This window comes from Rhodococcus oxybenzonivorans (assembly GCF_003130705.1).
Taxonomy (GTDB): Bacteria; Actinomycetota; Actinomycetes; order Mycobacteriales; family Mycobacteriaceae; genus Rhodococcus_F; species Rhodococcus_F oxybenzonivorans.
In genome coordinates this window covers 6,331,952-6,355,252 of record NZ_CP021354.1, presented here as the reverse complement: position 1 = coordinate 6,355,252, position 23,301 = coordinate 6,331,952, and the positions used below count along the sequence as shown (strand labels likewise).

26 protein-coding genes and 1 pseudogene are annotated in these 23,301 nt (G+C 64.8%); 16 read left to right on the top strand and 11 right to left on the bottom strand.

Annotated elements, in window-relative coordinates; genetic code table 11:
• The first annotated feature begins 53 nt into the window (after window positions 1–53).
• A complete protein-coding gene (locus CBI38_RS29465; RefSeq protein ID WP_204164846.1) occupies window positions 54–659 on the top strand; it encodes a hypothetical protein in 606 nt (201 codons plus the stop codon).
• A gap of 71 nt (window positions 660–730) precedes the next feature.
• Here CBI38_RS29465 and CBI38_RS29460 read toward each other — a convergent pair whose 3' ends face one another.
• The 3 genes from CBI38_RS29460 to CBI38_RS29450 all read right to left on the bottom strand — a co-directional run bounded on the left by CBI38_RS29460 (window position 731) and on the right by CBI38_RS29450 (window position 2,707).
• Window positions 731–1,090, bottom strand: coding sequence for an inorganic pyrophosphatase (locus tag CBI38_RS29460; RefSeq protein WP_109334522.1), 360 nt, complete (start codon window positions 1,088–1,090; stop codon window positions 731–733).
• Window positions 1,091–1,149: 59 nt separating this feature from the next.
• The gene (locus tag CBI38_RS29455) at window positions 1,150–1,704 is read right to left on the bottom strand and encodes a hypothetical protein (RefSeq protein ID WP_109334520.1); all 555 of its coding nucleotides are present in this window, start codon (window positions 1,702–1,704) and stop codon (window positions 1,150–1,152) included.
• Between the two features lie 601 nt (window positions 1,705–2,305).
• Window positions 2,306–2,707 carry a hypothetical protein gene (locus CBI38_RS29450; RefSeq protein ID WP_109334518.1) on the bottom strand — a complete coding sequence of 134 codons (402 nt, stop codon included), beginning with the start codon at window positions 2,705–2,707 and terminating at the stop codon, window positions 2,306–2,308.
• A gap of 170 nt (window positions 2,708–2,877) precedes the next feature.
• Here CBI38_RS29450 and CBI38_RS29445 point away from each other — a divergent pair, with 170 nt between their 5' ends.
• The 8 genes and pseudogenes from CBI38_RS29445 to CBI38_RS29410 all read left to right on the top strand — a co-directional run bounded on the left by CBI38_RS29445 (window position 2,878) and on the right by CBI38_RS29410 (window position 8,464).
• Complete coding sequence (locus CBI38_RS29445) at window positions 2,878–4,074, top strand: sensor histidine kinase (protein ID WP_230990004.1); 1,197 nt, start codon at window positions 2,878–2,880, stop codon at window positions 4,072–4,074.
• A complete protein-coding gene (locus CBI38_RS29440) occupies window positions 4,071–4,745 on the top strand; it encodes a response regulator transcription factor (RefSeq protein ID WP_230990003.1) in 675 nt (224 codons plus the stop codon). The genes CBI38_RS29445 and CBI38_RS29440 overlap by 4 nt, the downstream gene beginning before the upstream one ends.
• Window positions 4,746–4,936: 191 nt before the next feature.
• Window positions 4,937–5,131, top strand: coding sequence for a hypothetical protein (locus CBI38_RS29435; RefSeq protein WP_109334516.1), 195 nt, complete (start codon window positions 4,937–4,939; stop codon window positions 5,129–5,131).
• Between the two features lie 215 nt (window positions 5,132–5,346).
• Entirely contained in the window at window positions 5,347–5,475 is a 129-nt protein-coding gene (locus CBI38_RS40160; RefSeq protein WP_257792463.1) for a hypothetical protein, read from the top strand.
• 302 nt (window positions 5,476–5,777) lie between these two features.
• Window positions 5,778–5,999, top strand: coding sequence for a type II toxin-antitoxin system VapB family antitoxin (gene vapB / locus CBI38_RS29425; protein WP_109334514.1), 222 nt, complete (start codon window positions 5,778–5,780; stop codon window positions 5,997–5,999).
• A pseudogene (locus CBI38_RS39425) lies at window positions 5,996–6,406 on the top strand (PIN domain-containing protein). The gene vapB and the pseudogene CBI38_RS39425 overlap by 4 nt, the downstream one beginning before the upstream one ends.
• Before the next feature lie 232 nt (window positions 6,407–6,638).
• Window positions 6,639–7,115, top strand: coding sequence for an Lrp/AsnC family transcriptional regulator (locus CBI38_RS29415; RefSeq protein ID WP_109335459.1), 477 nt, complete (start codon window positions 6,639–6,641; stop codon window positions 7,113–7,115).
• A gap of 233 nt (window positions 7,116–7,348) precedes the next feature.
• Window positions 7,349–8,464: a GAF domain-containing protein gene (locus CBI38_RS29410; RefSeq protein WP_109335458.1), complete on the top strand. Its 1,116-nt coding sequence runs from the start codon at window positions 7,349–7,351 to the stop codon at window positions 8,462–8,464.
• Here CBI38_RS29410 and CBI38_RS29405 read toward each other — a convergent pair.
• The 8 genes from CBI38_RS29405 to CBI38_RS29370 all read right to left on the bottom strand — a co-directional run bounded on the left by CBI38_RS29405 (window position 8,443) and on the right by CBI38_RS29370 (window position 16,969).
• Window positions 8,443–8,703 (bottom strand): DUF3263 domain-containing protein, encoded by a 261-nt coding sequence (locus CBI38_RS29405; RefSeq protein WP_109334512.1) that lies wholly within the window; start codon window positions 8,701–8,703, stop codon window positions 8,443–8,445. The genes CBI38_RS29410 and CBI38_RS29405 overlap by 22 nt on opposite strands.
• Window positions 8,700–9,719, bottom strand: a complete 1,020-nt coding sequence (gene lipA, locus CBI38_RS29400; protein ID WP_109334510.1) for a lipoyl synthase — start codon at window positions 9,717–9,719, stop codon at window positions 8,700–8,702. Before lipA ends, CBI38_RS29405 begins: the two co-directional genes overlap by 4 nt.
• A 62-nt stretch (window positions 9,720–9,781) precedes the next feature.
• A complete protein-coding gene (gene lpdA / locus CBI38_RS29395) occupies window positions 9,782–11,191 on the bottom strand; it encodes a dihydrolipoyl dehydrogenase (protein ID WP_109334508.1) in 1,410 nt (469 codons plus the stop codon).
• 9 nt (window positions 11,192–11,200) lie between these two features.
• A complete protein-coding gene (locus tag CBI38_RS29390) occupies window positions 11,201–12,760 on the bottom strand; it encodes a 2-oxo acid dehydrogenase subunit E2 (protein ID WP_109334506.1) in 1,560 nt (519 codons plus the stop codon).
• A gap of 1 nt (window position 12,761) precedes the next feature.
• A complete protein-coding gene (locus CBI38_RS29385) occupies window positions 12,762–13,793 on the bottom strand; it encodes an alpha-ketoacid dehydrogenase subunit beta (RefSeq protein ID WP_109334504.1) in 1,032 nt (343 codons plus the stop codon).
• A 14-nt stretch (window positions 13,794–13,807) separates the two neighbouring features.
• The gene (locus CBI38_RS29380; RefSeq protein ID WP_109334502.1) at window positions 13,808–14,773 is read right to left on the bottom strand and encodes a thiamine pyrophosphate-dependent dehydrogenase E1 component subunit alpha; all 966 of its coding nucleotides are present in this window, start codon (window positions 14,771–14,773) and stop codon (window positions 13,808–13,810) included.
• A 271-nt stretch (window positions 14,774–15,044) separates the two neighbouring features.
• On the bottom strand, window positions 15,045–16,436 hold the full coding sequence (locus tag CBI38_RS29375; protein ID WP_109334500.1) for a cytochrome P450: 1,392 nt from the start codon (window positions 16,434–16,436) through the stop codon (window positions 15,045–15,047).
• Window positions 16,437–16,525: 89 nt separating this feature from the next.
• Entirely contained in the window at window positions 16,526–16,969 is a 444-nt protein-coding gene (locus CBI38_RS29370) for a hypothetical protein (RefSeq protein ID WP_109335457.1), read from the bottom strand.
• A gap of 209 nt (window positions 16,970–17,178) precedes the next feature.
• Between CBI38_RS29370 and CBI38_RS29365 the strand changes: the two genes are divergently transcribed.
• From CBI38_RS29365 to nuoF, 7 genes are all read left to right on the top strand, one after another.
• Window positions 17,179–17,601, top strand: coding sequence for an Rv3143 family two-component system response regulator (locus tag CBI38_RS29365; RefSeq protein ID WP_109334499.1), 423 nt, complete (start codon window positions 17,179–17,181; stop codon window positions 17,599–17,601).
• A 288-nt stretch (window positions 17,602–17,889) separates the two neighbouring features.
• Window positions 17,890–18,249 (top strand): NADH-quinone oxidoreductase subunit A, encoded by a 360-nt coding sequence (locus tag CBI38_RS29360; protein ID WP_109335456.1) that lies wholly within the window; start codon window positions 17,890–17,892, stop codon window positions 18,247–18,249.
• Between the two features lie 85 nt (window positions 18,250–18,334).
• Window positions 18,335–18,889 carry a NuoB/complex I 20 kDa subunit family protein gene (locus tag CBI38_RS29355; protein ID WP_109334497.1) on the top strand — a complete coding sequence of 185 codons (555 nt, stop codon included), beginning with the start codon at window positions 18,335–18,337 and terminating at the stop codon, window positions 18,887–18,889.
• An 81-nt stretch (window positions 18,890–18,970) separates the two neighbouring features.
• Window positions 18,971–19,687, top strand: coding sequence for an NADH-quinone oxidoreductase subunit C (locus tag CBI38_RS29350; protein WP_109334495.1), 717 nt, complete (start codon window positions 18,971–18,973; stop codon window positions 19,685–19,687).
• Window positions 19,687–21,027: an NADH dehydrogenase (quinone) subunit D gene (gene nuoD / locus CBI38_RS29345; RefSeq protein ID WP_109334493.1), complete on the top strand. Its 1,341-nt coding sequence runs from the start codon at window positions 19,687–19,689 to the stop codon at window positions 21,025–21,027. The genes CBI38_RS29350 and nuoD overlap by 1 nt, the downstream gene beginning before the upstream one ends.
• Window positions 21,024–21,998 carry an NADH-quinone oxidoreductase subunit NuoE gene (nuoE, locus tag CBI38_RS29340; protein WP_109334491.1) on the top strand — a complete coding sequence of 325 codons (975 nt, stop codon included), beginning with the start codon at window positions 21,024–21,026 and terminating at the stop codon, window positions 21,996–21,998. The genes nuoD and nuoE overlap by 4 nt, the downstream gene beginning before the upstream one ends.
• Window position 21,999: 1 nt before the next feature.
• Entirely contained in the window at window positions 22,000–23,298 is a 1,299-nt protein-coding gene (nuoF, locus tag CBI38_RS29335; RefSeq protein WP_109334489.1) for an NADH-quinone oxidoreductase subunit NuoF, read from the top strand.
• The last annotated feature ends 3 nt before the right edge of the window (window positions 23,299–23,301 follow it).

Genomic DNA, 23,301 nt, shown 5'->3' with positions numbered 1-23,301 from the left:
TTGGACGGTGCAGCTCAATGATCGCGAGGCCCTGGAATGTGTAGGGTTTGCAGGTGATTGTCGTCGTCGAAGGGCCCAGTGCCGCCGGTAAAACGACGTGGTGCCGGGCCACCGGTGGCCCGTTCGTCGCCGAATACAGCCCGACAGGCCAGGAACCGGATGGGTCCGATCCGGTCGAGCAGGCGACCTATTGGGCGCAGGTCAACGCACAGCGGTGGACACAGGCGCTGGCATTGGAGAACGCCACCGGGATGGCGGTGTGCGACAGCGATCCGCTGAAACTGCATTACAGCTGGTGCCTGGCTGCAGTGGGTGCGGCACCGGTCACGCGATTCGAGCACGAACTCGCCGCGGTCCGGCGCATGTTCGCTCAGCGTCGGGTCGGATTCGCCGATGTGGTGCTGTTGTCGATCCCCGGTCCGCAGCAGCTAGTGCGGCAACGAGCTGCGGACCCCACTCGACGGCGCCGTCATTTCGACCTACACGCCGCTCTCGCCGAACCGCTGGCCGAATGGTACGGCGCCCTGGATCGACTCGCCCCGGGCCGCGTCCTCCGCGGTTTCCCGACTGGGGTCGAGGTCGCGATGCGGCCGCCGCGCCCGGCCCGCCACGACACAGAACTGCTGGATAGGTTGATCGACGAGCTGCCCGCAATCTGATGCACTCACGCATCGACGGACACCGATTCGAGCCGCTCAGGGGTGCTTGGTTGAGCCCTGATCGGCGGGAACTACCGGTGGACGATCGTGGCACCGAGACGAAGACTGCCGGTGAGGAACTCGGCGACTCGGTCGATCTCGGTGGGCGTGCAGTTCACCAGTATTTTGACCTCAACGTCGCGTTTCATCGTGTCAACTGTGAGCGCGACCGCGGTGATGCCGGTGGTCGAGTTGGTACCACGGAACAGGTCGACGCCTTCGCCGTCGACTGCTGTGGTGTCAATCAGATAGCCATAGTCCAGCGGGTAAATCACGGAGGGATACCTCGGGTGGGCAGTTCCTTTCGGTCGATCTATCCGCATCTCGGCCGAGGAGACGAGCCTATCGAGGGCATCGAAGAAGGACATCTGCATCAACACAGTCTGTGACATCTACGAAGCTCCGATATGTCCGGTCGGGCATCGTCCACCGGTGCGGCCGGCCCGTGGAGTCATTTTTGGTGGCGAAGTTTCCACCCGCTGAGGGCAACCAGTCCAGCTACTCCAGCCCCTATCGCTGCACTCACGAGCGGTAGAAGCCACCAGATCACATCTGCTGTTCGGAACTGGACGGAGGAGATTTCGGTCAGACTCTCGGGAAGGAAGCTCGCCGGAAATCCAAAGGGCAGGGCAAGTATCGCGACGGCAGCAAGCAAGCCGAGCACCAATCCGAGAACAGCAAACAGCACCATGAGTGCGCCAGGACCCGTGTCCTTGTCGCGAGAGATGCTCCATCCCCACCATGCGAGAACAGCTCCGACCAATGCCCCTAGCACGGCGCCGACAACACAGAAGAAGCCGCCCACAGTAGTGAGGGACGGTACCCAGGGATCCTGTAGACGCCCGGTGGAATAGATCGCGATCCCTGCATCGAACGTACTGAAACTAGGCGGATCCATCCACCTCCACGCGACGGTAGACATAAGCCCCGCTAGTACACCGAAGCCGCTCGTGAGCACGATCACTGACCAGCGCGACAGGAGTTTGTCCGGCTTGATTGTTGCCATCTCCGAAAGTTTGTCAGACGCGCTGCAGACTTCTGGCCTTCGCGCCGTAAAGCTGCCGCGGCTCAGCCGACGATCATCGACGTCCGGTAGCGGAGCGCTGGGCGGCACGGATCGTCCGAATATTGAGTGCCCAGCCCATCCCACAAGCGGAACGTTGATCGGCACATCTCCGGAAGCGGGGCGTTGACCGAGACTCCCTGAGCTGCGCGTTCCCGTTCGACCCGTCCGGTGAGGATTTTGCTTCCGGGGCGTCAATCGGGACACCCCGAACGATCTAGAGCCGGGCATTCGAGGCGTTCATTGGCGGTCCGTTGACCCCTGAATTCCTGGGCGCGTCTCACAACGAACGCAACTCCTTGACGGCACCGATTCCCGGACTCGACACCGTCCCGGCGGAGGACCGCTTGCCGGTTCGGTAATTGATCCCGACGATTCGGCAGGGTTCTTGACTGCTCACGCCCTTGTTTACGAGATCAAAATAGGCGCGCCGTTCCCGATGCAGGGTCTCGCCACGCAGGGACCCGGTTGCTTCCGTATCTCGAATTCCATCCTCACCCTGAACTGTCGGGTGTTGCGACGACCGATAGAACCCAAGCGATGGCTAGCAGGGCGCAGGCACCCGGTGTCGAGTTGTGGCCGGACCGGCGAGACGGCCCGTCGAGTGGGCGTCGATCATCCGCTGTTCGCCTCGTTGAGCGAAACGCAGTGACGGGGACACGGCGGCACCCGCGTCGAGGAGCGCGCGAAGCGCCGGTTGTTCGGCGGCCAAGTGGAACCACTCGTCCTCCAGCGGAGTGCCGTCCTCGAGGGCCTGATCGAGTTTCGCGGCGAGGTGATTGCTCCATCGATGCTGCAATGCAAGGAGAAGGTTGTCAGCGCGTCCGAAAAGCCTTAACACGTCGGTACTTTCGCTGGCCTCAAGGGCTGCGTGCACGTCGAACTCTGCTACCGACAGCACATCCTCCAGCACAGCCCGCCGTTCGTGGAAATTCCTCCAGGACATTTCGCCACCTCCGTCGAATCTTGTGATGCGGGAAACGCTACGGGGATGTGGAGGCGATTTCGCCGTGCCAGGGTCGCGATTACTTCTCCTACTACGGGCGGAGAAACGACTCCGCTCTCGGAACGATGTTCCGGGGAACCTCATCCGGCTACGCTGGTGAGGTGCAGGTCATGGAGTACTTCCGCCGTCGCATGACGATGAGCGAGTACGACTACCCGCCCGGTGTCCCGATCTTCGGGCACGTCGCCATCGTTGCCGTGGCCGGTGTCGCCGTCGCGCAGCGAGATGCGTTCGTGCCCCCCGGATGGGCGTTGCCGGTCGCGCTGGTGGCCGCGGGAACATCCTTGGCAGGAGATCTGGTGAGACCTGGATCCATGATTCCCCGGCCTCTCCTGGCGGTCGTGGTCACCGCAGCGACGGCACTGCTGTTGGTGCAACAAGTGATCGGTCAGTTCGACGTGGCCCCGTTCATTCTCGTGTTCATGGTCGGCGAAGTCGCGGCGACGGCGAAGCTGGCCGTGAGCCTTACCACCGCGGCGGGTGCCGTCGCGGTGCTGTCCGGATTCGCCGTCGCCGACCGGCTGGGTGACGTGCCCTGGTACATCGCCGGTGTCGCGGTGGGGTGGATCATCGGACATCTGCTGCAGACCCAGCTCCGCCTCCTTCACCAGGAGCGCGCATCCCATGTCATCCAGACCGAGCAGGCCGCCACTCGCGAACGCCAACGCATCGCCCGGGAAATCCACGACGTGGTTGCCCACTCGTTGAGCATCACCATGCTCCATCTCACCGGCGCCCGCCGCGCCCTCGAAGAGGATCGCGACGTCGACGACGCCGTGGAGGCCCTCGCCGACGCCGAGCGCCTGGGCCGTCAGGCAATGGCAGACATCCGGCGCACGGTCGGGCTGCTCGAGGTGAAACCGGCCGGAACCCGGCCCGAACCCGCCATCGGTGACATACCGAATCTGATCGACGACTTCCGCCGCGCAGGACTCGAGGTGTCTTTCGAGATGCGCGGAGACCCGAGCGCGGTGAGCAGCGCGACCGGTCTCGGTCTCTATCGGATATCGCAGGAGTCACTGGCCAACATCATCAAACATGCGCCGGGCGCCGGCGCCGAGGTGACCCTCTCGATCGCGCCGGAGTCGATCACGCTGGTGGTGCGCAATCCGACCGCTGCTCCCGCAGCGCTACCCATGGACTCGAGTGGTTCGGGGATGCGTGGAATGCGCGAGCGCGCCGAACTCCTCGGTGGCACGTTGCAGGCCGGCCCGGATGAACAGGGGTGGTCGGTGCGCGCCGAGATTCCCCTCCCCACCGACTCCTGCCCGCTGTCGCTCCGGCGTCGTGCCCCGGAGCAGTCGTGACCGCCCCCGAGATCAAAGTGTTGCTCGTCGACGACCAAGAATTGGTGCGCTCGGGGCTCCGGCGGATTCTGCGACGCAAGGACGGTTTCGTCATCGTTGCCGAATGCGCCGACGGCTCGGAAGTGCCCGACGCCGTGGCTCGCCACGCACCCGACGTCGTGCTGATGGACCTACGCATGAAGGGGGTAGACGGGATTACGGCCACCCGTGAGCTGCAGGCCGGTGATCGACCCCCGCCGGTATTGGTTCTCACCACCTTCGACGACGACGAACTGCTGTCCGGCTCACTGCGCGCAGGCGCCGCCGGTTTCCTTCTCAAGGATTCACCCGCCGAGGAATTGATTCGTGCCGTGCGAACGGTCGCAGAGGGAGGAGCCTGCCTCGATCCGGCGGTGACCGGCCGAGTGCTGACCACCTATCGCACCGCCGCCGGGCCCACCAACGGCGCGGGTCGCAGCGTCGACGAGCTGACGGCGCGGGAACTCGATGTGCTCGCGCTCATCGGCCGGGGATACAGCAACAGTGAGATCGGCCGCGCGCTGGGTATCTCGGGAGTAACCGTGAAGAGCCACATCGGGCACATCTTCGTCAAACTCGATCTTCGTGACCGCGCCGCCGCCATCGTCTACGCATTCGACCACGGCATCGTCACGCCCGGCCACGCAACTTGAACCGATGTCCAGTTGTGCCAGCCGAGGGGCGCACGGCTCTGTTGGGCTCGATCACAAGTGGCATTCGTCTTTTTGATGATGTACAACTAACGCCATGACCGAATGTGATCCAGCGCACACTTAACCGTGACCGCGGAAAACGTCTACCTCCACGTCATTGCAGTCGACCCTGATCCGGAAAGGACCCCGGCGTGCACACCACCCACCACACCCCGCTTCCTGACGAGTCGACGACCTCGGTGGTGCGGTCGGGCGCTTCGATAGCGCTCGGTGCCGCGGCAGCAGTAGCGGCACCCGCCGTGGTAGTGACCGGGTCCGCGCTTCTGGCCGGCGTCGCAGCGGTCGCGACCCTTGCCTGCGTCGCCGCCGCATCGGTAATGATCTGACCTTTCTTCCACCATCAACATCGCATCGACAGGACACCTACATTCGTGAGCCTTCCCGTTTCAGGATCATCAACGACCCATGCACGCTCCTCCCGCCGGGCGGGGTCGATCAGTACCGAGGAAATCAAGATGCGTATCGAGGCGATGTTCGCCGGTGAACGCTCCGATCCCCGACCGCTCCGGGGTGATCACACCGCACCGGAGAGGATGGCGGTATGACCAACGTGGCACTGCTACTGGGCCTGTTGGCCAGCGCAATCGGCGGCCGCACGGTACTCCAGCGCGTCCTCACCAAGCCCAGCGCACGCCGGGCGCCCGGTGCACTGTACTACCCGAACGGGTGACGTCGGCCGCGGCGTTGTAAGCGTCCAGCGGGTGTTGCGATCGTCGTGCAATCCCCGCGGGCGGCCGTGGCTAGATTCCCTCGCACGAATTCCGCGTTCCAATCGACCCGCTCGAGGTTGCTCGACACGACGTACTACTTTGCCGCGTTAATCGTTCGGGCGAAGGGTTCCATCCAGTCGGGTCCTGTTCGTGGGAGGTGTCACGATTCCCGCTTCGGCGAGTCGGCTACGCCGCTGACAGGCGGTTGCTCCCACGCTCGTCGAGAAGCGGTGTGATATCTCTGATATCGAGGGAGGCTGTCATGCCCGATGTTTTGATCCGCAACTTTCCCGCCGAGGATTTGGCGCTGCTCGACGAGCACGCTGCCCGTCTCGGTATCTCGCGAACTGAATTCCTGCGCCGTCAGCTGCAGCAGGAGGCGCGTCGCACCGCCACCTCGGTGTCGACCGCCGACCTGATGCGGTTCTCGCAGGACTTCCCCGACCTGAACGACGATGAGGTCATGCGCGGCGCCTGGTCATGAGTGGCTCCACGTGGCTCATCGACAAGTCCGCGATGGTGCGCCCGGGCACCAGTCCGGACGCCGAATAGTGGGCCAATCGAAGCCAGCGCGGTCTCGTCCACATCTGCACCGTGACGCTGCTCGAGGTCGGCTGCTCGGCCCGTACCGCCCACGACCTGTCGCGGGGTCGACGCACCCCACCGCTATCGGCCATGCCCCTGGAGTATTCGACACCCGCGGTCGAAGACCGCGCCCTTGATGTGCAACGGTAACTGGCTGAACGTGGCCAACATCGCGCACCATCGATTCCGGATCTGCTCATCGCGGCGACCGCGGAAATCAAAAACCGAGTCGTTCTGCATCTGGACAAAGACTTCGATCTGATCGCGGCGATAACCAGCCAACCACTCGAACGACTGGTGGCATAGCGGTCTGGCCACGCGTCCCGCGCGGTCTCCACCACACGTGGACGCCGACGGGTCAGGTCGCGTCGCTGTGGTCGGTGCCGATCACGGTCCGGGCGATGGTGGCAACGACGAGATCCAGTGCCGTTGTATCGGTGCACCACCGCGGCGCGATGAGCCGTATGCGCAAGATTGCTGACAAAAATCAGGCAAAATGCGCAGCATGGTTGAGTCGCCCGGTGGCATACTCCGCGACATGACGAGACTCGATCGGACCGACGCCCGCCTGCTTCTCGCGCTTTGCGACGTCCCGCGCGCGACCGGCGTGCAGTTGGCGTCTCTGTTGGGAATGGCGCGTAATACTGTGCAGGCGCGGATGTCTCGGTGGGACGAACAGAAGGTACTGGCGCCGGTCGACCGATGCGTGTCGCCCCGGGATCTCGGCTATCCCTTGCAGGCCTTCGTCACTGCGGTGGTCGATCAGCATCGTCTCGAGGAGGTCATCGACCACCTCAGAGACATAGCGGAGGTCACCGAGGTCGTCGGCATCTCCGGGGCTGCGGACCTCCACATCGGCGTAGTCGCCGTCGATGCCGACGATCTGTACCGGGTGGCCGGGCTCATTCTTGCCGTTCCGGGGGTCGAACGCACGACGGTGTCTGTCGCAATGCGCGACGCCATTCCCTACCGAACCCGTCCGCTGCTCGAACGTATCGCCGGGGAGGCCGGGTAAGCGCCGACGAGGGAGGCCCGATCCTCACCGGCCTGGAATCGGCGGGTGCGAAGCCGCTTTCAAGGAATGGCCTCCCCGAATCGTGCCATTGGTGTGAGCTCCGACCGCCCGTGTCCCGGCTCACAACACGACGGTAAGCTCGGTGTGTGAGTGCAACCAGTTCGACGCCTGAGAGGCTCCTGGCTGTCGGTTCCGGTGTGAATCTCTCCCGGCACGCACAAGTGTTGAGCGAGGTGCACGACGCGGTACTGTCCGGGCAGAAGCCGCCCATGCCGCCGCGTGACGTCGTCGCCCGGTCGTGGTCGCGACTTCAGGCCGAGGGTGTCAGCCCCGCCCGGTGCGAAGATGTCGTATTCGCGGACTGCTCCGAACTCGAGTCTCGCCGTACCCGAACTGCCCTCCGTTCGGTTCTTCCGGAGCTCCGGAGCACGTTGACCGAGGTGGCCGACGATGCGAAGTTCATCGTGGTGATCGCAGACACCGATGGGGTGGTGCTGTGGCGAGACGGTTCCCGCGCCGTGCGCAAGGCTGCTGATGCGCTCGGTTTCATGGAGGGTGCACGCTGGTCCGAGGACTTGGTCGGTACCAATTCCGTCGGCACCGCACTGGTCGAAGGCGCTCCGGTGCAGTTATTTTCGGCCGAGCACTATGCGCGGTCGCATTCCGGTTGGTCGTGTACCGGGTCGCCGGTCCGCGATCCGCGGACGGGCGAGGTGCTCGGCGTGGTCGATATCAGCGGGTCGGCGATGTCGGTCCATCCGGCCACCATGGCGCTCGTGCGGACTGCGGTGCGCTTGGCCGAGTCGACGTTGTGGCGGGAGCGCACCGTCCAACTCGACAAGCTCCGTGCGCAAGCGGCGCCGGTGCTCGCCGCCGCCGGTGGACCCGCACTCGTCGTGGACCGGCACGGCTGGGTTGTGGAAGCCGGCGGAATCGCTGTACCTGAACGGTTGGCGCCTCCGTGCGCCGAAAAGCCGCTACTCGTACCGGGTCTGGGTTGGTGCGTGCCTGAGCCGCTCGGTGCGGGGTGGTTGGTACGTCGCCGAGCGGATCGGGCAGACATCGACCTCGAGCTCGACCTCGGTGCGTCGCCCCGCGCGACGGTGCGCGGAGATGTGAATTGGACCCGGGCCTTGTCACCGAGACACGCTCAGATTCTGCGTGTCCTCGCGGACGCAGGGCCCGGCGGTACTGACGCCGCCGCGATGAGCGAGGCGCTGTTCGGCGACCGTGACCACGTCGTCGCCGTCCGCGCCGAGATCTCCCGTCTCCGAAAAAGTCTGGGCCCGATATTGATTGCTCAGCCGTACCGGTTCGCAGACAATGTTCAGGTTCGGATGTTCGGCTGAGCTGTGGTGCGCACGGCCTGGATACGTGTGTCGACGAAGCTGCGTAGGTCCGCGCGGAGTTGGGGGTCGAGGTGCCAGCCGGCGGGACCGTCGAGAATCTCTCCCAGCCTGGCGATGTAGCCGGCGGGTGTCATACCGAATTCGACGAGGAGGTCACCGGTATTCCCACCCCCGTAAGGCAGCCAGCGGCGGGCGAACTCGAGGATCCGCGAGTCTTCGATAATGGAACGGTTACTCATGGGTGAGGCTCCTGACGGGTGGTGCGGTTGGCTGCGAGATGAAGGAGTCGGTCCGCAATTTCGCGGCGGTGGTGGGCCATTGCCTGCGCGTACAGTCGGCCGGCCCGGTAGGAGGAGCGGACCAGTGGTCCGGCCATCACGCCGGCGAAGCCGATCTCTTCGGCGGTGGTGGAGTGCGCCACGAATTCCTCGGGCTTGACCCACCGCTCGACGGGGTGATGCCGCGGCGAGGGACGCAGGTACTGGGTGATGGTGATGATGTCGCAGCCGGCGTCGTGCAGGTCGTGCAGGGCCTGGGTGACCTCGTCGGGGGTTTCGCCCATTCCCAGGATCAGGTTGGACTTGGTGACGAGTCCGTCCTCGCGGGCGGCGGTGATCACGTCGAGGCTGCGCTGGTAGCGGAAGGCGGGGCGGATGCGCTTGAAGATGCGGGGGACGGTCTCGACGTTGTGGGCGAGGACCTCGGGGCGGGTGGCGAATACCTCGGCGAGTTGCTCGGGTTTGGCGTTGAAATCCGGGATCAGCAGTTCGACGCCGGTGCCGGGGTTGAGCTGGTGGATCAGGCGCACGGTTTCGGCGTAGAGCCAGGCGCCGCCGTCGGGGAGGTCGTCGCGGGCGACGCCGGTGATGGTCGAGTAGCGCAGGCCCATGGCCTGGACGGACTCGGCGACGCGGCGTGGTTCGTCGCGGTCGAGGTCGTCGGGTTTGCCGGTGTCGATCTGGCAGAAGTCGCAGCGGCGGGTGCATTGCTCGCCGCCGATGAGGAAGGTGGCCTCGCGGTCTTCCCAGCATTCGTAGATGTTGGGGCAGCCGGCTTCTTCGCAGACGGTGTGCAGGCCCTCGCGTTTGACGAGGCTTTTGAGCTCGGAATATTCCGGGCCCATCTTCGCTCTCGTCTTGATCCAGTTCGGCTTACGTTCGATCGGAGTCTCCGCATTTCGGGTTTCCAGTCGAAGGAGTTTGCGGCCGGGCGGGCCCTGCGCGGCGTCGGTCGGAGTTCGTGGTGTCGCAGTCACGTGTCGATTCCTGGGTGGTGGTTCCCGCCGAACCGCGGGGCAATCGCGGTTCGGCGGGTTTGCTACATGTTGATCGGGCGACCCAGCGCAGCCAGCACCGATTCGTGCATGGCCTCGGACAGCGTCGGGTGCGCGAAGATCACTTCCGCGAGGTCGTCACCGGTGGCCTCCAGCGATCGGGCGATGCCGAAGCCCTGGATCTGTTCGGTGACATCAGGACCGACCATGTGCGCGCCGATGAGCTCGCCGCTGTCGGCATCGAAAATCGTCTTGACGAACCCGTCGGCCTCGCCGATCGCGAGCGCCTTACCGGACGCCTGCAGATCGAACTGCCCGATCTGCAGGCGACGACCGGTGCCGCGCGCCTGGTCCTCGGTGAGTCCGAGGCTGGCCACCTGCGGCCGCGCGTACGTGCAGCCCGGCACGTAGTCCTTGTCCAACGGGACCACGTGCTCGGCACCCGCCAGCTTGTCGACACACAGCACACCTTCGTGGCTGGCCTTGTGCGCCAGACACGGACCGCCCGCGACGTCACCGATCGCGTAGACCCCGAAAGCGGTGGTGCGGCACCACTGGTCGGTGGTGACGAAGCTCCGGTCGACCTCGACTCCGATGTCCTCCAGCCCGAGGTCCTCGACGTTCCCCTGGATTCCGGCGGCGACGAGAACCCGGTCGACGGTAACTTCTTCCACCGTGCCGTCTGTCGACGTCACAGTTACCGCGACCGAATCCGTGCCGACCGTCAGGTCGGACACCGAGGCGCCGGTGCGAATCGTGATACCTCGCTTCTCGAACTGCCGTCGCACGTGTGCGGCGACGGCGGCGTCTTCGACGGGCATGATCTGCGGTGCCACTTCGACAATTGTCACCTCGCTGCCGAGGTCCCGGTAGAGGCTCGCGAACTCGACACCGATGGCACCGGATCCGATGACCAGCAACGACTTCGGGAGTTCGGTCGGGACAAGGGCATCGAAGTAGGTCCAGACCCGTTCGCCGTCTGGGGTCACTCCGGGAATCGACCGCGGGCGCGCACCGGTCGCCAGGATGATGTGATCGGCCCGGTACTCGGTGGCCGGCACCGACTCGTCCTTCCCGGACCTGACGCCGACGACGCCCTTGTCGATCAGCTTGGCGGTGCCGGTGATCACGTCGACGCCGTTCTTCTTCATCAGGTAGCCGATGCCATCGGACAACCGGCCTGATACCCCACGGCTGAACTCGACGAGCTGCGTGATATCGAATTCAATTCCACTAGCGGTGAATCCGAGCGGTCGCAGGTTCGCCAGGGTGTGTGCAACGTCGGCGCCGTGAAGCAGGGCCTTGGTGGGAATACACCCCCAGTTGAGGCAGATGCCGCCGAGTCGGTCCCGTTCGATCACCGCGGTGCGGAGTCCGTGTTGAGCGGCGCGGATGGCGGCGACGTAGCCGCCGGGACCGCTACCGATTACCAGGACGTCGTATTTGTCAGTCATCGTTGCTCCCTAGACCAGCATCAATGCCGGCGACTCGACAAAGCGCTGCAACTCCTGCAGGAACGTAGCGCCGAGAGCGCCGTCGATCACCCGGTGGTCACAGGACAGGGTGACGGTGAGCATTGTGCGGGTCACCACCTGACCGTCGACGATGACCGGGCGCTGCTGCCCGGCACCGACCGCGAGAATGGCGCCCTGCGGAGGGTTGATGATCGCGTCGAATTCGCGCACACCGAACATCCCGAGGTTCGAGACGGTGAACGTTCCGCCCTGGAACTCGTCGGGGCTCAGCTTCCCGGCCTTGGCCTTCGTCACCAAAGAGTGCACTTCCCCGGAGATTTCCGCGAGTGTCTTGCTCTCTGCGCCCCGGACGATCGGCGTGATCAGGCCCGACGGGAGTGCGACGGCCACCGAGATATCCGCACTCGCGTACCGCAGCACCGACTGCGCCGCTTCATCGAACTGCACGTTGACATCGGGCACCTTGCGCAGCGCGGCCGCGCACGCTTTGACGATGAAATCGTTGACCGACAACTTGACCGCGGGCTCGGTCGCGTTGATCTGCTTGCGCAGTGCGAGGAGGTTGTCGATCTGCAGGTCGGCGGTGAGCCGGAAGTGCGGGGCGTTGCGCTTCGATTCCTGCAGTCGCCGACCGATCGCCTTGCGCATCGCGGTGAACGGAATCGTCTCGTATCCGGGTGCAACCTGCGCGGTGTCCTCGCCGGCGGGGGGTGTGGTTACCGGGTCCGGCAGCAACCGGAACTTCCGCTCAGCTTCCCGGATGTCCGCTTCACAGACCCGGCCGCGGGATCCGGTTGCCCGGCAATCGTGCAGATTGATGCCGAGGGTTCTCGCCAGGCGCCGAGCCACCGGTGTGGCGTCGATCGTGCTGTCGTCCTGGGTGGTGCGGCCGGGCACACCCGAACGCGCCGGAGTGGGTGCTTGCGCGACGGTTCCGCCCGCCGCACGGATCGCGTCCTGAACGTCCTGGACGGAGATCCGGCCTTCTCGACCACTACCTGCGACGAGTCCCAGGTTTATCGTCAGCTCGTCTGCCAACCTGTGCGCGTGCGGGGTGGCGAACACGTCATCCTCGGTCCGACCTCGCAGCGATTGCGGAACGGTCGTCGTCCCGCCTGCAGTCGCTCCGATGGTGCCGGCAGCCGGCGCTGATTCCTGTGCCGCGGGTGCAGACGGGGTGCGCTTGACATCCGGCTCGGCGGGTGTGGGCTGCCCGCCCGGGGACCGCTCGGACTCGGCGGGCACCGGTACCTGATCGGCCCCGATACTGGTCAGGACCTTTTCGATCTCCGCATCGGACACGGCGGCCTCTGCCGATACCGCCAGCACCGCACCGACCGGCAACGTCTCACCCGGCTTGGCGACCACCCGCCTCAGCACGCCGTCGAAGGGCGCCTCCAATTCGTTGGTGATCTTGCTGGTCTCGATCTCGCAGAGCAGGTCGCCCTTCGCGAAGGAGGTTCCCTCCTCGATCAGCCACTCCGTCACGGTGCCCTCGTCCATGGACAGGCCCCATTTGGGAACTTCGATCAGTTTGATGTCACTCATGTCAGGCACTCACGACCTTGCGGATGGCTGCCTCGATACGGGCGGCGTTCGGCAGCCACGCCTGCTCGAGCACGGGAGAGAACGGCACCGGCGTGTGCGGCGGGGTGACCAACTCGATGGGGGCCTTCAACGAGCCGAACGCCTGCGTGGCGATCAGTGCGGCGACGTCGTGCCCGAATCCGCATCGGGCCGCGGATTCGTCGACGATGACCACCCGGCCGGTTGAAGCGACCGATTCGAGGATGCCCTCCTCGTCCAGCGGTGAGACGGTGCGGGGGTCGACGACCTCGACGGAGATGCCTTCGGTGGCGAGTTTGTCGGCGGCGGTATTGGCGGCATTGACCATGGCCGAGAGCGCGACGACCGTGACGTCCGTGCCTTCACGGGTGTAGTTGGCGACGCCGAACGGGATCGTGTACGGGGCGTCCGGCACCTCACCTTTGAGGTCGTACAGGGTCTTGTGTTCGCAGAACACGACCGGGTCGTCGTCGCGGATCGACTGGATGAGAAGACCTTTCGCGTCGTACGCGTTGGACGGTGCGACGACCTTCAGACCCGGGACGGCGGCGAACACGTTGTACGGGGACTGCGAGTGCTGGGCGGCTGCGGAGAATCCGGCACCGATCATGCCGCGCACCACCATTGGGGTGCGGGCCTTGCCGCCGAACATGTACCGGAATTTGGCGGCCTGGTTATAGAGGGCGTCGTAGCAGACTCCGAAGAAGTCCATGAACATCAATTCCGCGACCGGACGAAGGCCGGTGAGCGCAGCACCCGCGGCCATACCGATGATCGCGGACTCGGTGATCGGGGTGTCGATGACACGCTCGGAACCGAATTCCGTCCACAAACCCTTCGTCACACCGAGCACACCACCGAACGCTTCAACCTTCCCGGATTCGAGTTCCGGGTTGGTGCCCGCCTGGCCACCGCGCAGATCCTCACCGATCTGCACTACAGTCGCGTCGCGCTCCATCTCCTGGGCGAGTGCGGCCTTGATTGCTTCGCGATACGTCGTTTTCGACGTGGTCATCTCTGTTCTCACTCTCAGTACGACACGTAGACGTCGGTCAGAAGGTTTTCCACCGGGGGGTAGCTCGCGGCGCGCGCTTTCGCGACGGCGTCGTCGACCCGCGCTCGGGCATCGGCCTCGATCGCGTCGAGTTCCTTCGCGGAGACCTTCTTGCTGTCGTCGTGGTTGCGGAAATTGAGCAGCGGGTCCTTGGTCTGCCGGATCTCGGCCACCTGGTCCGCCGTGCGGTAAAGCTGCGCATCGCCCTCGAAATGACCGTGCCAGCGGTGCGCGACGGCCTCGATCGTGGATGGTCCCCCACCACTGCGAGCTCGCTCCACGGCCTCCCGCGTTGCCTCGTACACGGCGAAGAAGTCGGTGCCGTCGACCGTGGCCGCCGGCATGCCGAACGACGACGCCCGGTCCGCGATACTCGGCGCGCCCACGGCGTAGTCGCGTCCGGTGGCCTCGCCGAATCCGTTGTTCTCGATCACGAACACGATCGGGAGGTCGAGAACCACGGCCATGTTCATGGCCTCGAACACGGTGCCCTGATTGGAACCGCCGTCTCCGGTGAACGATGCTGCGACGCCACCATTGCCGAGGGTCTTGGCGCTCAGCGCGGCTCCGATCGCAAGAGACGGGGCGCCGCCGACGATGGCGTTAGCTCCGAGCATGCCCACCGACAGGTCGGCGATGTGCATCGACCCGCCCTTGCCGTGGCAGAGCCCGTCGTCCTTACCGAAAATCTCTGCCATCATCCCGTGGAGGTCACAGCCCTTGGCGATGCAATGACCGTGCCCGCGGTGGGTCGACCCGATGTAATCGGTGTCCTCGAGGTTCTCGCATACACCGACCGCAATGGCTTCCTGCCCCGAGTACAGGTGGATGAACCCCGGGATGTCGCCCGTGGCGTTCTCTTCGTGCAAACGGTCTTCGAACGCCCGGATCTCGGCCATCTTCCGATACGCGCTCAATAGTGCACTTTTGGTCAGCGCCATTGCTCTCCTCTGTTTCTGCATTGGGGCCGCTGTTGCTGGGCCCGCCTCCGATTACGACGACGCTGCAACTTCGTTGTCGCCCGTGCCTCGTGTAACCCGGGTCATGAATGTAGGGCGATATGACGCACGCAATAAAGGTTGCAGCGGATTGCAATCAGGACGCCGCCCAGTCGAAGGAGGCCTCGGGCTGATTCGCACGGCGGCCGCCCAGGAGATCAGAACGAGACGGCGGCAGAACGCAGGGACTCCGCGGAAAGGAGCCGTCGACCCCTTACGTCGAGGTGACGCGGAAGCGGAGCCCGAAGTTGTTCAGGGTCGGGGGCAGGGGCTGCCCCGGCGCCAATGTGGGGGTGGAGGTGAGCTGGAAGTCGGCGGCCTCCAGCATCAACGCCAGCACGGTGCTCGTGACGAACAACACGAGGTTGCGGCCCGGGCATTCGGCGGGGCCGGCGCTGAAAGGCACCAGTTCGGGGCGGGATTGCGCAGTCCCGTCGAGCCAGACCTCCGGCGCGAAGCCGTTGGCGAACGGAAACGTTCGGTCGTCGCGGTGGAAGGCGGGGGCGAGGATCATGAATGCGGTTCCAGCCGGAATGGTGAACTCGCCGTCGCCGGAACCCCATGTGGTGTCGCGGGTGGAGTCCCGCAGAATGGTCGGCGTCGTCGGCCACAACCGCACCGACTCGAGCACGCACGCGCGAAGATACGGGTACTGCTGGGGCACTGTCGTATCCCAGGCGGCAACCTCCTCGCGGGCGAGTCGATGCTGCTCCGGGTGTGTGGACAGCAGTGCCAGAGCGCGACTGGCGGCGATGCCGGCCGCATCGAAAGCGAAGAGCCAGTGCGGTATCTGGCCGACCGGGTCGATGGCCCCTCCGGCCGGTAGGGCGGCCAGGGAACTGACCACGGATCCAGGCTCGGCCTTGTCGACGTAGGAGTACAGGCTTTCGATGAACCGATCACGGAGCTTGCGTGGCGGTGGAAGGAAGTACGACCAATTACCGTTGGCCCGAAGCTTGTGTAGCTGATCGGTGACCGCGTGGTCGTCGCGAGCCGACTTTCCCAGGACGATCTGGCGGACCATCCGCCACCACGTGCGGGTGAATTCGTCGTTGTCGAGTGTTCCCTTCGACTGCGCGGACGCCAGCAGGGCAGCAACCTCGTGCCGGATCACCTCGACCATCGGATCGGCCAGGTGATGCATCGCGTGTGAGGTGTCGAGAGCCTCCTCGTTGATGCGCCTTCGTTGCTGTCGAAGGTGTCCCTCCGAGATCAGCACGCCGTGCGGTTGGAAGGGCGACAGTGCACCCTTCTTCTCCCGGTTGGCGGGGTTGAACGGTTCGGGTGTGCCGCAGAGGACTCGGCCCGCATCGTCGCCGGTCAACACTACTGCCAGCCGCCGCTTCGGAAGCTGTAGTTGCAGCGGTCCCGGCCCATAGCGCTCCCGCAGCCGGCGCACGAAGGGCACGGTGGGCGCATCGGCGCCGAGTCGCTCCAGGACGGCCGTCATCGACGGACGCCGCGCGATGACACCGGCAGCGATCGGGGTGAATCCGAGTACTGCCGCGATGCGGAGTGCCTCGAGTCCCGACACTGCCGGACCGCCGCCGGGGGTGGCGGTCTCGGAGGCACGGTGCTCAACGTCTCGCGCGGTGTGGGGCGCCATGGAGGTCGTGGTACCCGCAGCCGTCGTGGGTAAACAGAAGGGCTCCTCGCTCAGGGTCCGTCCGGGCAGGAACTGGCCACCGCGCCGAGTCACACCCCGGGGCAGAGGAACTGACGTGCGCGGTTCCAGACGGGGAAGACCTGGGGGCTGTCGGCCTCCGGATGGTCACGTCGAGCGAGTTCGACGAACTCGAGGATCGTCTTTCCCGACGTCTCCGAGAGTCGGCAGGCTTGGAGGCTCAGCTTCGCCGACGCCGCGAACCCGATGTCCCGCGCGTAGGGCCCGAGGTCGCTGGTATCGACGAAACTCTCGAGCCGTTCTCCCCACCGGTTGTACGAATACTGCAGGTCGAAGTCGCAACCCGGCGGAAAGAGCTCACGGCAGGTCATCGGTCTACCGTCGATCATGAACGCCTTGTCCTCCATCGGCCGCGCGGCGGTGTCCTGCGGCGTCCGGGACGTGAAATAGAACAGGGCAACCGCCACTGCGCACAGTGCAAGCACCACCAGCAATGTCGACGCGAAACGCCTCATGGCCGTACCGTCCGTTCGATCGTCGTAGTTCGAGATCGTGTATCCATCCTGACGGATGTGAAGCGGCGCCGGTAGCGGTGCCCGACGCCGGTGCGGGTGCTCTGCTGGGCGGCCCCGGGTGGCGCGCTCCACCACCACCACCTCGTCCGTGCCGGATCATCGGCGAAAGCAACGCGATCCGGCCGTAGCCGGCCGGTAGCATCGGGTCCGTGACCGACGCGACCGCCCGTCCCAGCCGCCCCACCTCGCTGCGCGTCCTCGTCTACAGCGACGACCCGAACACACGTCGGCAGGTCGTGTCGGCTCTGGGTAAGCGTCCGCATCCCGATCTGCCGGACCTCGAGTACGTGGAAGTGGCGACCGGACCGGTGGTGATCCAGCACTTGGATGCGGGCGAAATCGACTTGGCCATCCTGGACGGTGAGGCATCCCCGGCCGGCGGAATGGGGATCGCCAAGCAGTTGAAGGACGAGATCGACCCGTGCCCGCCCGTGCTCGTGCTGACCGGGCGAGCTGACGACGCGTGGCTGGCCAACTGGTCGCGGGCCGAGGCTGCGGTTCCTCACCCGATCGACCCGATCAGGCTCGGCGAGGCGGTCGTCGCGCTGCTCCGCACGCGTATCTCGTCTTAGGGTCGGCTCTCCGAACCTCGCTTCTCGGGGACGGGTGCCAGCAGCGCGTAAATCCTTTTGACCTGCATCTTTGCCCTGTGACCTGCCCTGCGTGAGCTGTCGTGTGACCGCTGCGACCCTGGGGAATTACACCCGCGTAAATCTCTGGGGAACTGCGGGCGCTGAAACCGAGACAAGATCGCCGAAACCGGTAGTCTGTGTCTCAACTCACATATCTACGCGCTGAGGGATTCTCGGCTCGAGGAGATGGGGTATCGCGGCCAGGCTTCGCAGGGAGGTGCTCAGCGCATGAACGTCTACGTGCCGATTCTCGTGCTCGGAGCAATTGCTGTCGCATTCGCGGTCGTATCGGTGATCTTGGCGTCGGTTGTCGGTCCGAAGCGCTACAACCGGGCCAAACTCGACGCCTACGAATGTGGAATCGACCCCACCCCGCAGCCGGTGGGTGGTGGCCGTTTTCCCGTGAAGTATTACCTGACCGCCATGTTGTTCATCATTTTCGATATCGAGATCGTGTTCCTTTATCCGTGGGCGATCCATTTCGATGCCCTGGGCTTCTTCGGTCTCGTTGCTATGGCTCTCTTCATTTTCAGCGCTGCGGTGGCCTACGTGTACGAGTGGCGGCGGGGCGGTCTCAGTTGGGATTAGGTGTCTTTTCGATCGCTCGCAGCGCTCGCATCTGACGGGCCGCGAAGCGGATGAATAGCGAAACCGGAAGTAGGAAGAGTCGGATATGGGTATCGAGGAGAAGGTGCCGAGCGGCTTTCTGCTGAGCACGGTGGAAGGTCTGGCCGGTTACGTACGGAAGGGCTCCCTGTGGCCCGCGACTTTCGGCCTCGCGTGCTGCGCGATCGAGATGATGGCCACCAGTGCCGGCCGGTTCGATATCGCCCGATTCGGGATGGAAGCATTCCGGGCGTCTCCGCGGCAGGCCGACCTGATGATCGTCGCCGGCCGGGTCAGCCAGAAGATGGCGCCGGTGCTTCGCCAGATCTACGACCAGATGGCGGAGCCGAAGTGGGTGCTGGCAATGGGTGTCTGCGCCTCCTCGGGGGGCATGTTCAACAACTACGCCATCGTCCAGGGAGTCGACCACGTGGTCCCTGTGGACATTTATCTGCCGGGCTGCCCTCCGCGGCCGGAGATGTTGCTGCACGCCATCTTGAAGTTGCACGAGAAGATCCAGGAAATGCCGCTGGGCGTGAACCGTGAAGAGGCGGTACGTGCGGCGGAGGAGGCCGCCCTGGCCGTCACTCCGACGATCGAGATGAAGGGCCTCCTCCGATGACCGCCGCTGTGGTCACACGCGCGAGCGACGCCGAGCACCCGCGAGCGAAGCGAGCCATGTCTCAGCGAGGGAGCGAAGCGAGTGAGTGACGAGGGAAGGGTCCGTGAGGGAGGCCGAGCACCCGCGAGCGAAGCGAGCCATGACTCAGAGGTAATCAGCGTTCGCCGCGGGATGTTCGGTGTGCGGGGCAGTGGGGATACGTCGGGGTATGGGGGGTTGGTGAGTCCGGTGGCGTTGCCGGGCAGTTCTCCTCGCCCGTTTGGTGGGTATTTCGATGAGGTGGCGGATGCCCTCGGGGCGGCGTTGGCGGAGCGGGGTGTGGGGGAGGCGATCGAGCGGGTTGTCGTTTTCCGTGATGAGTTGACGTTCCATGTTCGCCGGGAGTTTTTGCCGGAGGTGGCGCGGGCGTTGCGGGATGATCCGTCGTTGCGTTTCGAGTTGTGTTTGGGGGTCAGTGGGGTGCATTACCCGCAGGAGGTGGGTCGGGAGCTGCATGCGGTGTATCCGTTGATGTCGATTACGCATAATCGCCGGGTCCGTGTGGAGGTGGCGATGCCGGATGCGGATCCGCATGTGCCGTCGTTGTATGGGGTGTATCCGACGAATGATTGGCATGAGCGGGAGGCGTTCGACTTCTTCGGCATCGTGTTCGATGGTCATCCGTCCTTGACTCGGATCGAGATGCCTGATGACTGGTCGGGTCATCCGCAGCGGAAGGACTATCCGCTGGGCGGTATTCCGGTGGAGTTCAAGGGTGCGGAGATAGCGCCGCCCGATGAGCGGAGGGGGTACAACTGATGGGCGAGGGTGCGGCGCGGACGGAGCGACCGGAGGTGATGGTCACTGTCGCCGGGCAGGATTGGGACGAGATTCTTGCGGCGGCGAGGGTGCCTGCGGAGGGTACCGCGCAGGGGACGGGCGAGGAGCGGATCGTCGTCAACATGGGGCCTCAGCATCCCTCTACGCATGGTGTTTTGAGGCTCATCCTGGAGATCGAGGGTGAGACGGTCACCGAGGCGCGCTGTGGAATCGGCTACTTGCACACGGGGATCGAGAAGAACCTGGAGTACCGGAACTGGACTCAGGGTGTCACGTTCGTGACGCGGATGGATTATTTGTCTCCGTTTTTCAATGAGGCGGCGTACTGCCTGGGTGTGGAGAAGTTGCTGGGGGTCACCGACGAGATCCCGGAGCGGGCCACGGTTGTCCGGGTGATGCTGATGGAACTCAACCGCATTTCGTCGCATTTGGTGGCGTTGGCGACGGGTGGCATGGAATTGGGTGCCGTCACCGCGATGTTGTTCGGTTTTCGTGAGCGTGAGCTGATCCTCGATGTTTTCGAGACCATCACCGGTCTTCGGATGAATCATGCTTTCATTCGGCCGGGTGGGCTGGCTCAGGATCTTCCGGCCGGCGCTGTCGAGAAGGTTCGTGAGTTGCTGACGGTGCTGCCGTCACGGATTCGGGACATGGAGAACCTGCTCAACGAGAACCGGATCTGGAAGGCCCGCACCGAGGGGATCGGCTATTTGGATCTCACGGGTTGTATGGCGCTGGGGATCACCGGTCCGATGCTTCGTGCCACCGGCTTGCCGCACGACCTGCGGAAGTCGGAACCTTACTGTGGGTACGAGAATTATGAGTTCGACGTCTGTACCCATACCGGTTGTGATGCGTACGGCCGGTATCTGATTCGGGTGGACGAGATGAAGGAGTCGCTGAAGATCGTCGAGCAGTGCCTCGACCGGTTACGCCCCGGCCCCATCATGATCGAGGACAGGAAGATCGCCTGGCCGGCGGATCTCGCGTTGGATCGTGACGGATTGGGAAACTCCACCAAGCACGTGCGCAAGATCATGGACACCTCGATGGAGGGGTTGATCCACCATTTCAAGTTGGTGACCGAGGGTTTCCGGGTGCCGCCCGGCCAGGTCTATGTGGCGGTGGAATCGCCGCGAGGAGAACTGGGCGTGCACATGGTCAGCGATGGTGGCACCCGCCCGTATCGGGTGCACTACCGCGACCCCTCGTTTACCAACCTGCAGGCGGTGGCCGCCATGTGTGAGGGCGGCATGGTGTCGGACGTGATCGCCGCGGTCGCCAGCATCGATCCCGTCATGGGCGGAGTGGACCGATGAGCTCCCTGCCGAGAAGTCAGAGTCCGGCGCCCGCGACCGCAGCAAGCAAGAGCACACCGGTGTTCGTCGAGTTCGGACCACGGCCCGAGGAGAACAACCAACTCGTGTGGCCGGGTGCGCGGGAGAGTTATCCGCCGGAGGTGCGGGCCAGGTTGGACGGAGAGGCCGCGGAGATCATCGGCCGCTACCCGAAGCCCGGGGCGGGGCCAGGAGAGCGACCGCAGAACACTGCCCGGTCCGCGTTGCTGCCCCTGCTGCATTTGGTGCAGGCGGAGGACGGGTACATCAGTCCGGCGGGTGTGGACTTCTGCGCCGATCAGCTCGGTCTCACCGGGGCCGAGGTTGCGGCGGTGGCCACCTTCTATTCGATGTACCGGCGCTCTCCGACCGGTGACTACTTCGTCGGAGTCTGTACCAACACTTTGTGCGCGATCATGGGCGGTGACGCGATCCTTGCGGCGCTCGAGGATCACCTCGGTGTGCGACCGGGTGAGACGACGCCGGACGGCAAGGTCACGGTGGAGCACATCGAATGCAACGCGGCCTGCGACTTTGCTCCTGTCGTGATGGTCAACTGGGAATTCTTCGACAACCAGACCCCGGAGTCGGCCCGCACACTGGTGGATTCGCTGCGATCCGGTGAGAAGGTGACACCCAGCCGGGGAGCGCCGCTGTGCACGTTCCGCGAGACAGCTCGCGTGCTCGCCGGATTCCCCGACGAGCGACCGGGAGCGTTGGAAGCCGGCGGCGGCGCCGGCCCTGCCACCCTGGCCGGGTTGCACGTCGCCCGAGAGCTCGACATGGATGCGCCTTCCCCGCCGGCCGGGCCATCGGGGTCGGGGCCGCACGCCGAGATCGGCAAGCCGTTGGCGACGGAGTCGACGAAGGACAAGCCGGCTCCCGCACCGTCCGAGCCGACGCCGCCGCACCAATCCACCTCCGGGACCGACCCGACACGCAAGGGAGACTGAGGTGCCGCTGACTCCTGTCCTCAGCCGGTACTGGGACGACCCCCAGTCCTGGACTCTCGACACTTACCACCGCCACGACGGGTACGAGGCGCTGCGCAAGGCGCTGAAGATGCAGCCGGACGAGGTCATCGACACGATCAAGGACTCGGGACTGCGGGGTCGTGGTGGTGCCGGATTCCCGACCGGGGTGAAGTGGGGTTTCATTCCGCAGGACGACGCCAAACCGCACTATCTGGTGGTCAATGCGGATGAGTCCGAGCCCGGCACCTGCAAGGACATTCCGTTGATGCTGGCCACCCCACACGCACTGGTCGAGGGCGTCATCATCGCCGCGTACGCTATTCGCGCCAGTCACGCCTTCATCTATCTGCGCGGTGAAGTGGTGCCTGTGCTGCGTCGCCTGCAGGCCGCGGTATCCGAGGCGTACGCCGCCGGGTACCTGGGCCGTAACATCCTCGGCAGCGGGTACGACCTCGACCTCGTCGTCCACGCGGGCGCCGGCGCGTACATTTGCGGTGAGGAAACTGCTCAGCTCGATTCCCTGGAAGGCCGTCGCGGACAACCCCGTTTGCGTCCCCCATTCCCCGCGGTGGCCGGGTTGTACGCCTGCCCGACGGTCGTCAACAACGTCGAATCGATCGCGAGCGTGCCGCCGATTCTGCAGAACGGGGTCGAGTGGTTCCGTTCGATGGGCACCGAAAAGTCACCCGGTTTCACTCTTTATTCGCTGTCCGGACACGTCAGCCGGCCCGGGCAGTACGAGGCGCCGCTCGGCATCACGTTGCGGGAGCTCTTGGAATATGCGGGGGGAATACGCGCCGGGCATCAGCTGAAATTCTGGACCCCCGGTGGTTCGTCGACCCCGATGTTCACCGACGAGCACCTCGACGTTCCGCTCGACTACGAAGGTGTGGGTGCTGCAGGATCGATGCTCGGCACCAAGGCTTTACAGCTGTTCGACGAAACCACCTGTGTGGTGCGCGCGGTGCTGCGCTGGACCGAATTCTATGCCCACGAATCATGCGGCAAGTGCACGCCCTGCCGGGAAGGTACGTACTGGCTGGTGCAGATTTTGCAGCGACTCGAAAGTGGGGGAGGTTCCGAGACCGACCTCGAGAAGTTGCTCGACATTTCCGACAACATCCTCGGAAAGTCGTTCTGTGCCCTCGGTGACGGGGCGGCAAGCCCGATCATGTCTTCCCTGAAGTACTTCCGGGACGAGTATCTCGCGCACTTCGAACAGGGCGGCTGCCCGTTCGATCCGCACCAGTCAACTCTCATGGCAGGAGTTCCCGCGTGACAG

Coding starts and splice junctions, on each gene's coding strand:
- CBI38_RS29460 (WP_109334522.1), bottom strand. CDS start 1,090: ATGTCACAGACTGTGTTGATGCAGATGTCCTTCTTCGATGCCCTCGAT.
- CBI38_RS29455 (WP_109334520.1), bottom strand. CDS start 1,704: ATGGCAACAATCAAGCCGGACAAACTCCTGTCGCGCTGGTCAGTGATC.
- CBI38_RS29450 (WP_109334518.1), bottom strand. CDS start 2,707: ATGTCCTGGAGGAATTTCCACGAACGGCGGGCTGTGCTGGAGGATGTG.
- CBI38_RS29445 (WP_230990004.1), top strand. CDS start 2,878: ATGGAGTACTTCCGCCGTCGCATGACGATGAGCGAGTACGACTACCCG.
- CBI38_RS40160 (WP_257792463.1), top strand. CDS start 5,347: ATGACCAACGTGGCACTGCTACTGGGCCTGTTGGCCAGCGCAATCGGC.
- vapB (WP_109334514.1), top strand. CDS start 5,778: ATGCCCGATGTTTTGATCCGCAACTTTCCCGCCGAGGATTTGGCGCTG.
- CBI38_RS29415 (WP_109335459.1), top strand. CDS start 6,639: ATGACGAGACTCGATCGGACCGACGCCCGCCTGCTTCTCGCGCTTTGC.
- CBI38_RS29405 (WP_109334512.1), bottom strand. CDS start 8,703: ATGAGTAACCGTTCCATTATCGAAGACTCGCGGATCCTCGAGTTCGCC.
- lpdA (WP_109334508.1), bottom strand. CDS start 11,191: ATGACTGACAAATACGACGTCCTGGTAATCGGTAGCGGTCCCGGCGGC.
- CBI38_RS29390 (WP_109334506.1), bottom strand. CDS start 12,760: ATGAGTGACATCAAACTGATCGAAGTTCCCAAATGGGGCCTGTCCATG.
- CBI38_RS29385 (WP_109334504.1), bottom strand. CDS start 13,793: ATGACCACGTCGAAAACGACGTATCGCGAAGCAATCAAGGCCGCACTC.
- CBI38_RS29380 (WP_109334502.1), bottom strand. CDS start 14,773: ATGGCGCTGACCAAAAGTGCACTATTGAGCGCGTATCGGAAGATGGCC.
- CBI38_RS29375 (WP_109334500.1), bottom strand. CDS start 16,436: ATGGCGCCCCACACCGCGCGAGACGTTGAGCACCGTGCCTCCGAGACC.
- CBI38_RS29370 (WP_109335457.1), bottom strand. CDS start 16,969: ATGAGGCGTTTCGCGTCGACATTGCTGGTGGTGCTTGCACTGTGCGCA.
- CBI38_RS29360 (WP_109335456.1), top strand. CDS start 17,890: ATGAACGTCTACGTGCCGATTCTCGTGCTCGGAGCAATTGCTGTCGCA.
- CBI38_RS29355 (WP_109334497.1), top strand. CDS start 18,335: ATGGGTATCGAGGAGAAGGTGCCGAGCGGCTTTCTGCTGAGCACGGTG.
- nuoD (WP_109334493.1), top strand. CDS start 19,687: ATGGGCGAGGGTGCGGCGCGGACGGAGCGACCGGAGGTGATGGTCACT.
- nuoE (WP_109334491.1), top strand. CDS start 21,024: ATGAGCTCCCTGCCGAGAAGTCAGAGTCCGGCGCCCGCGACCGCAGCA.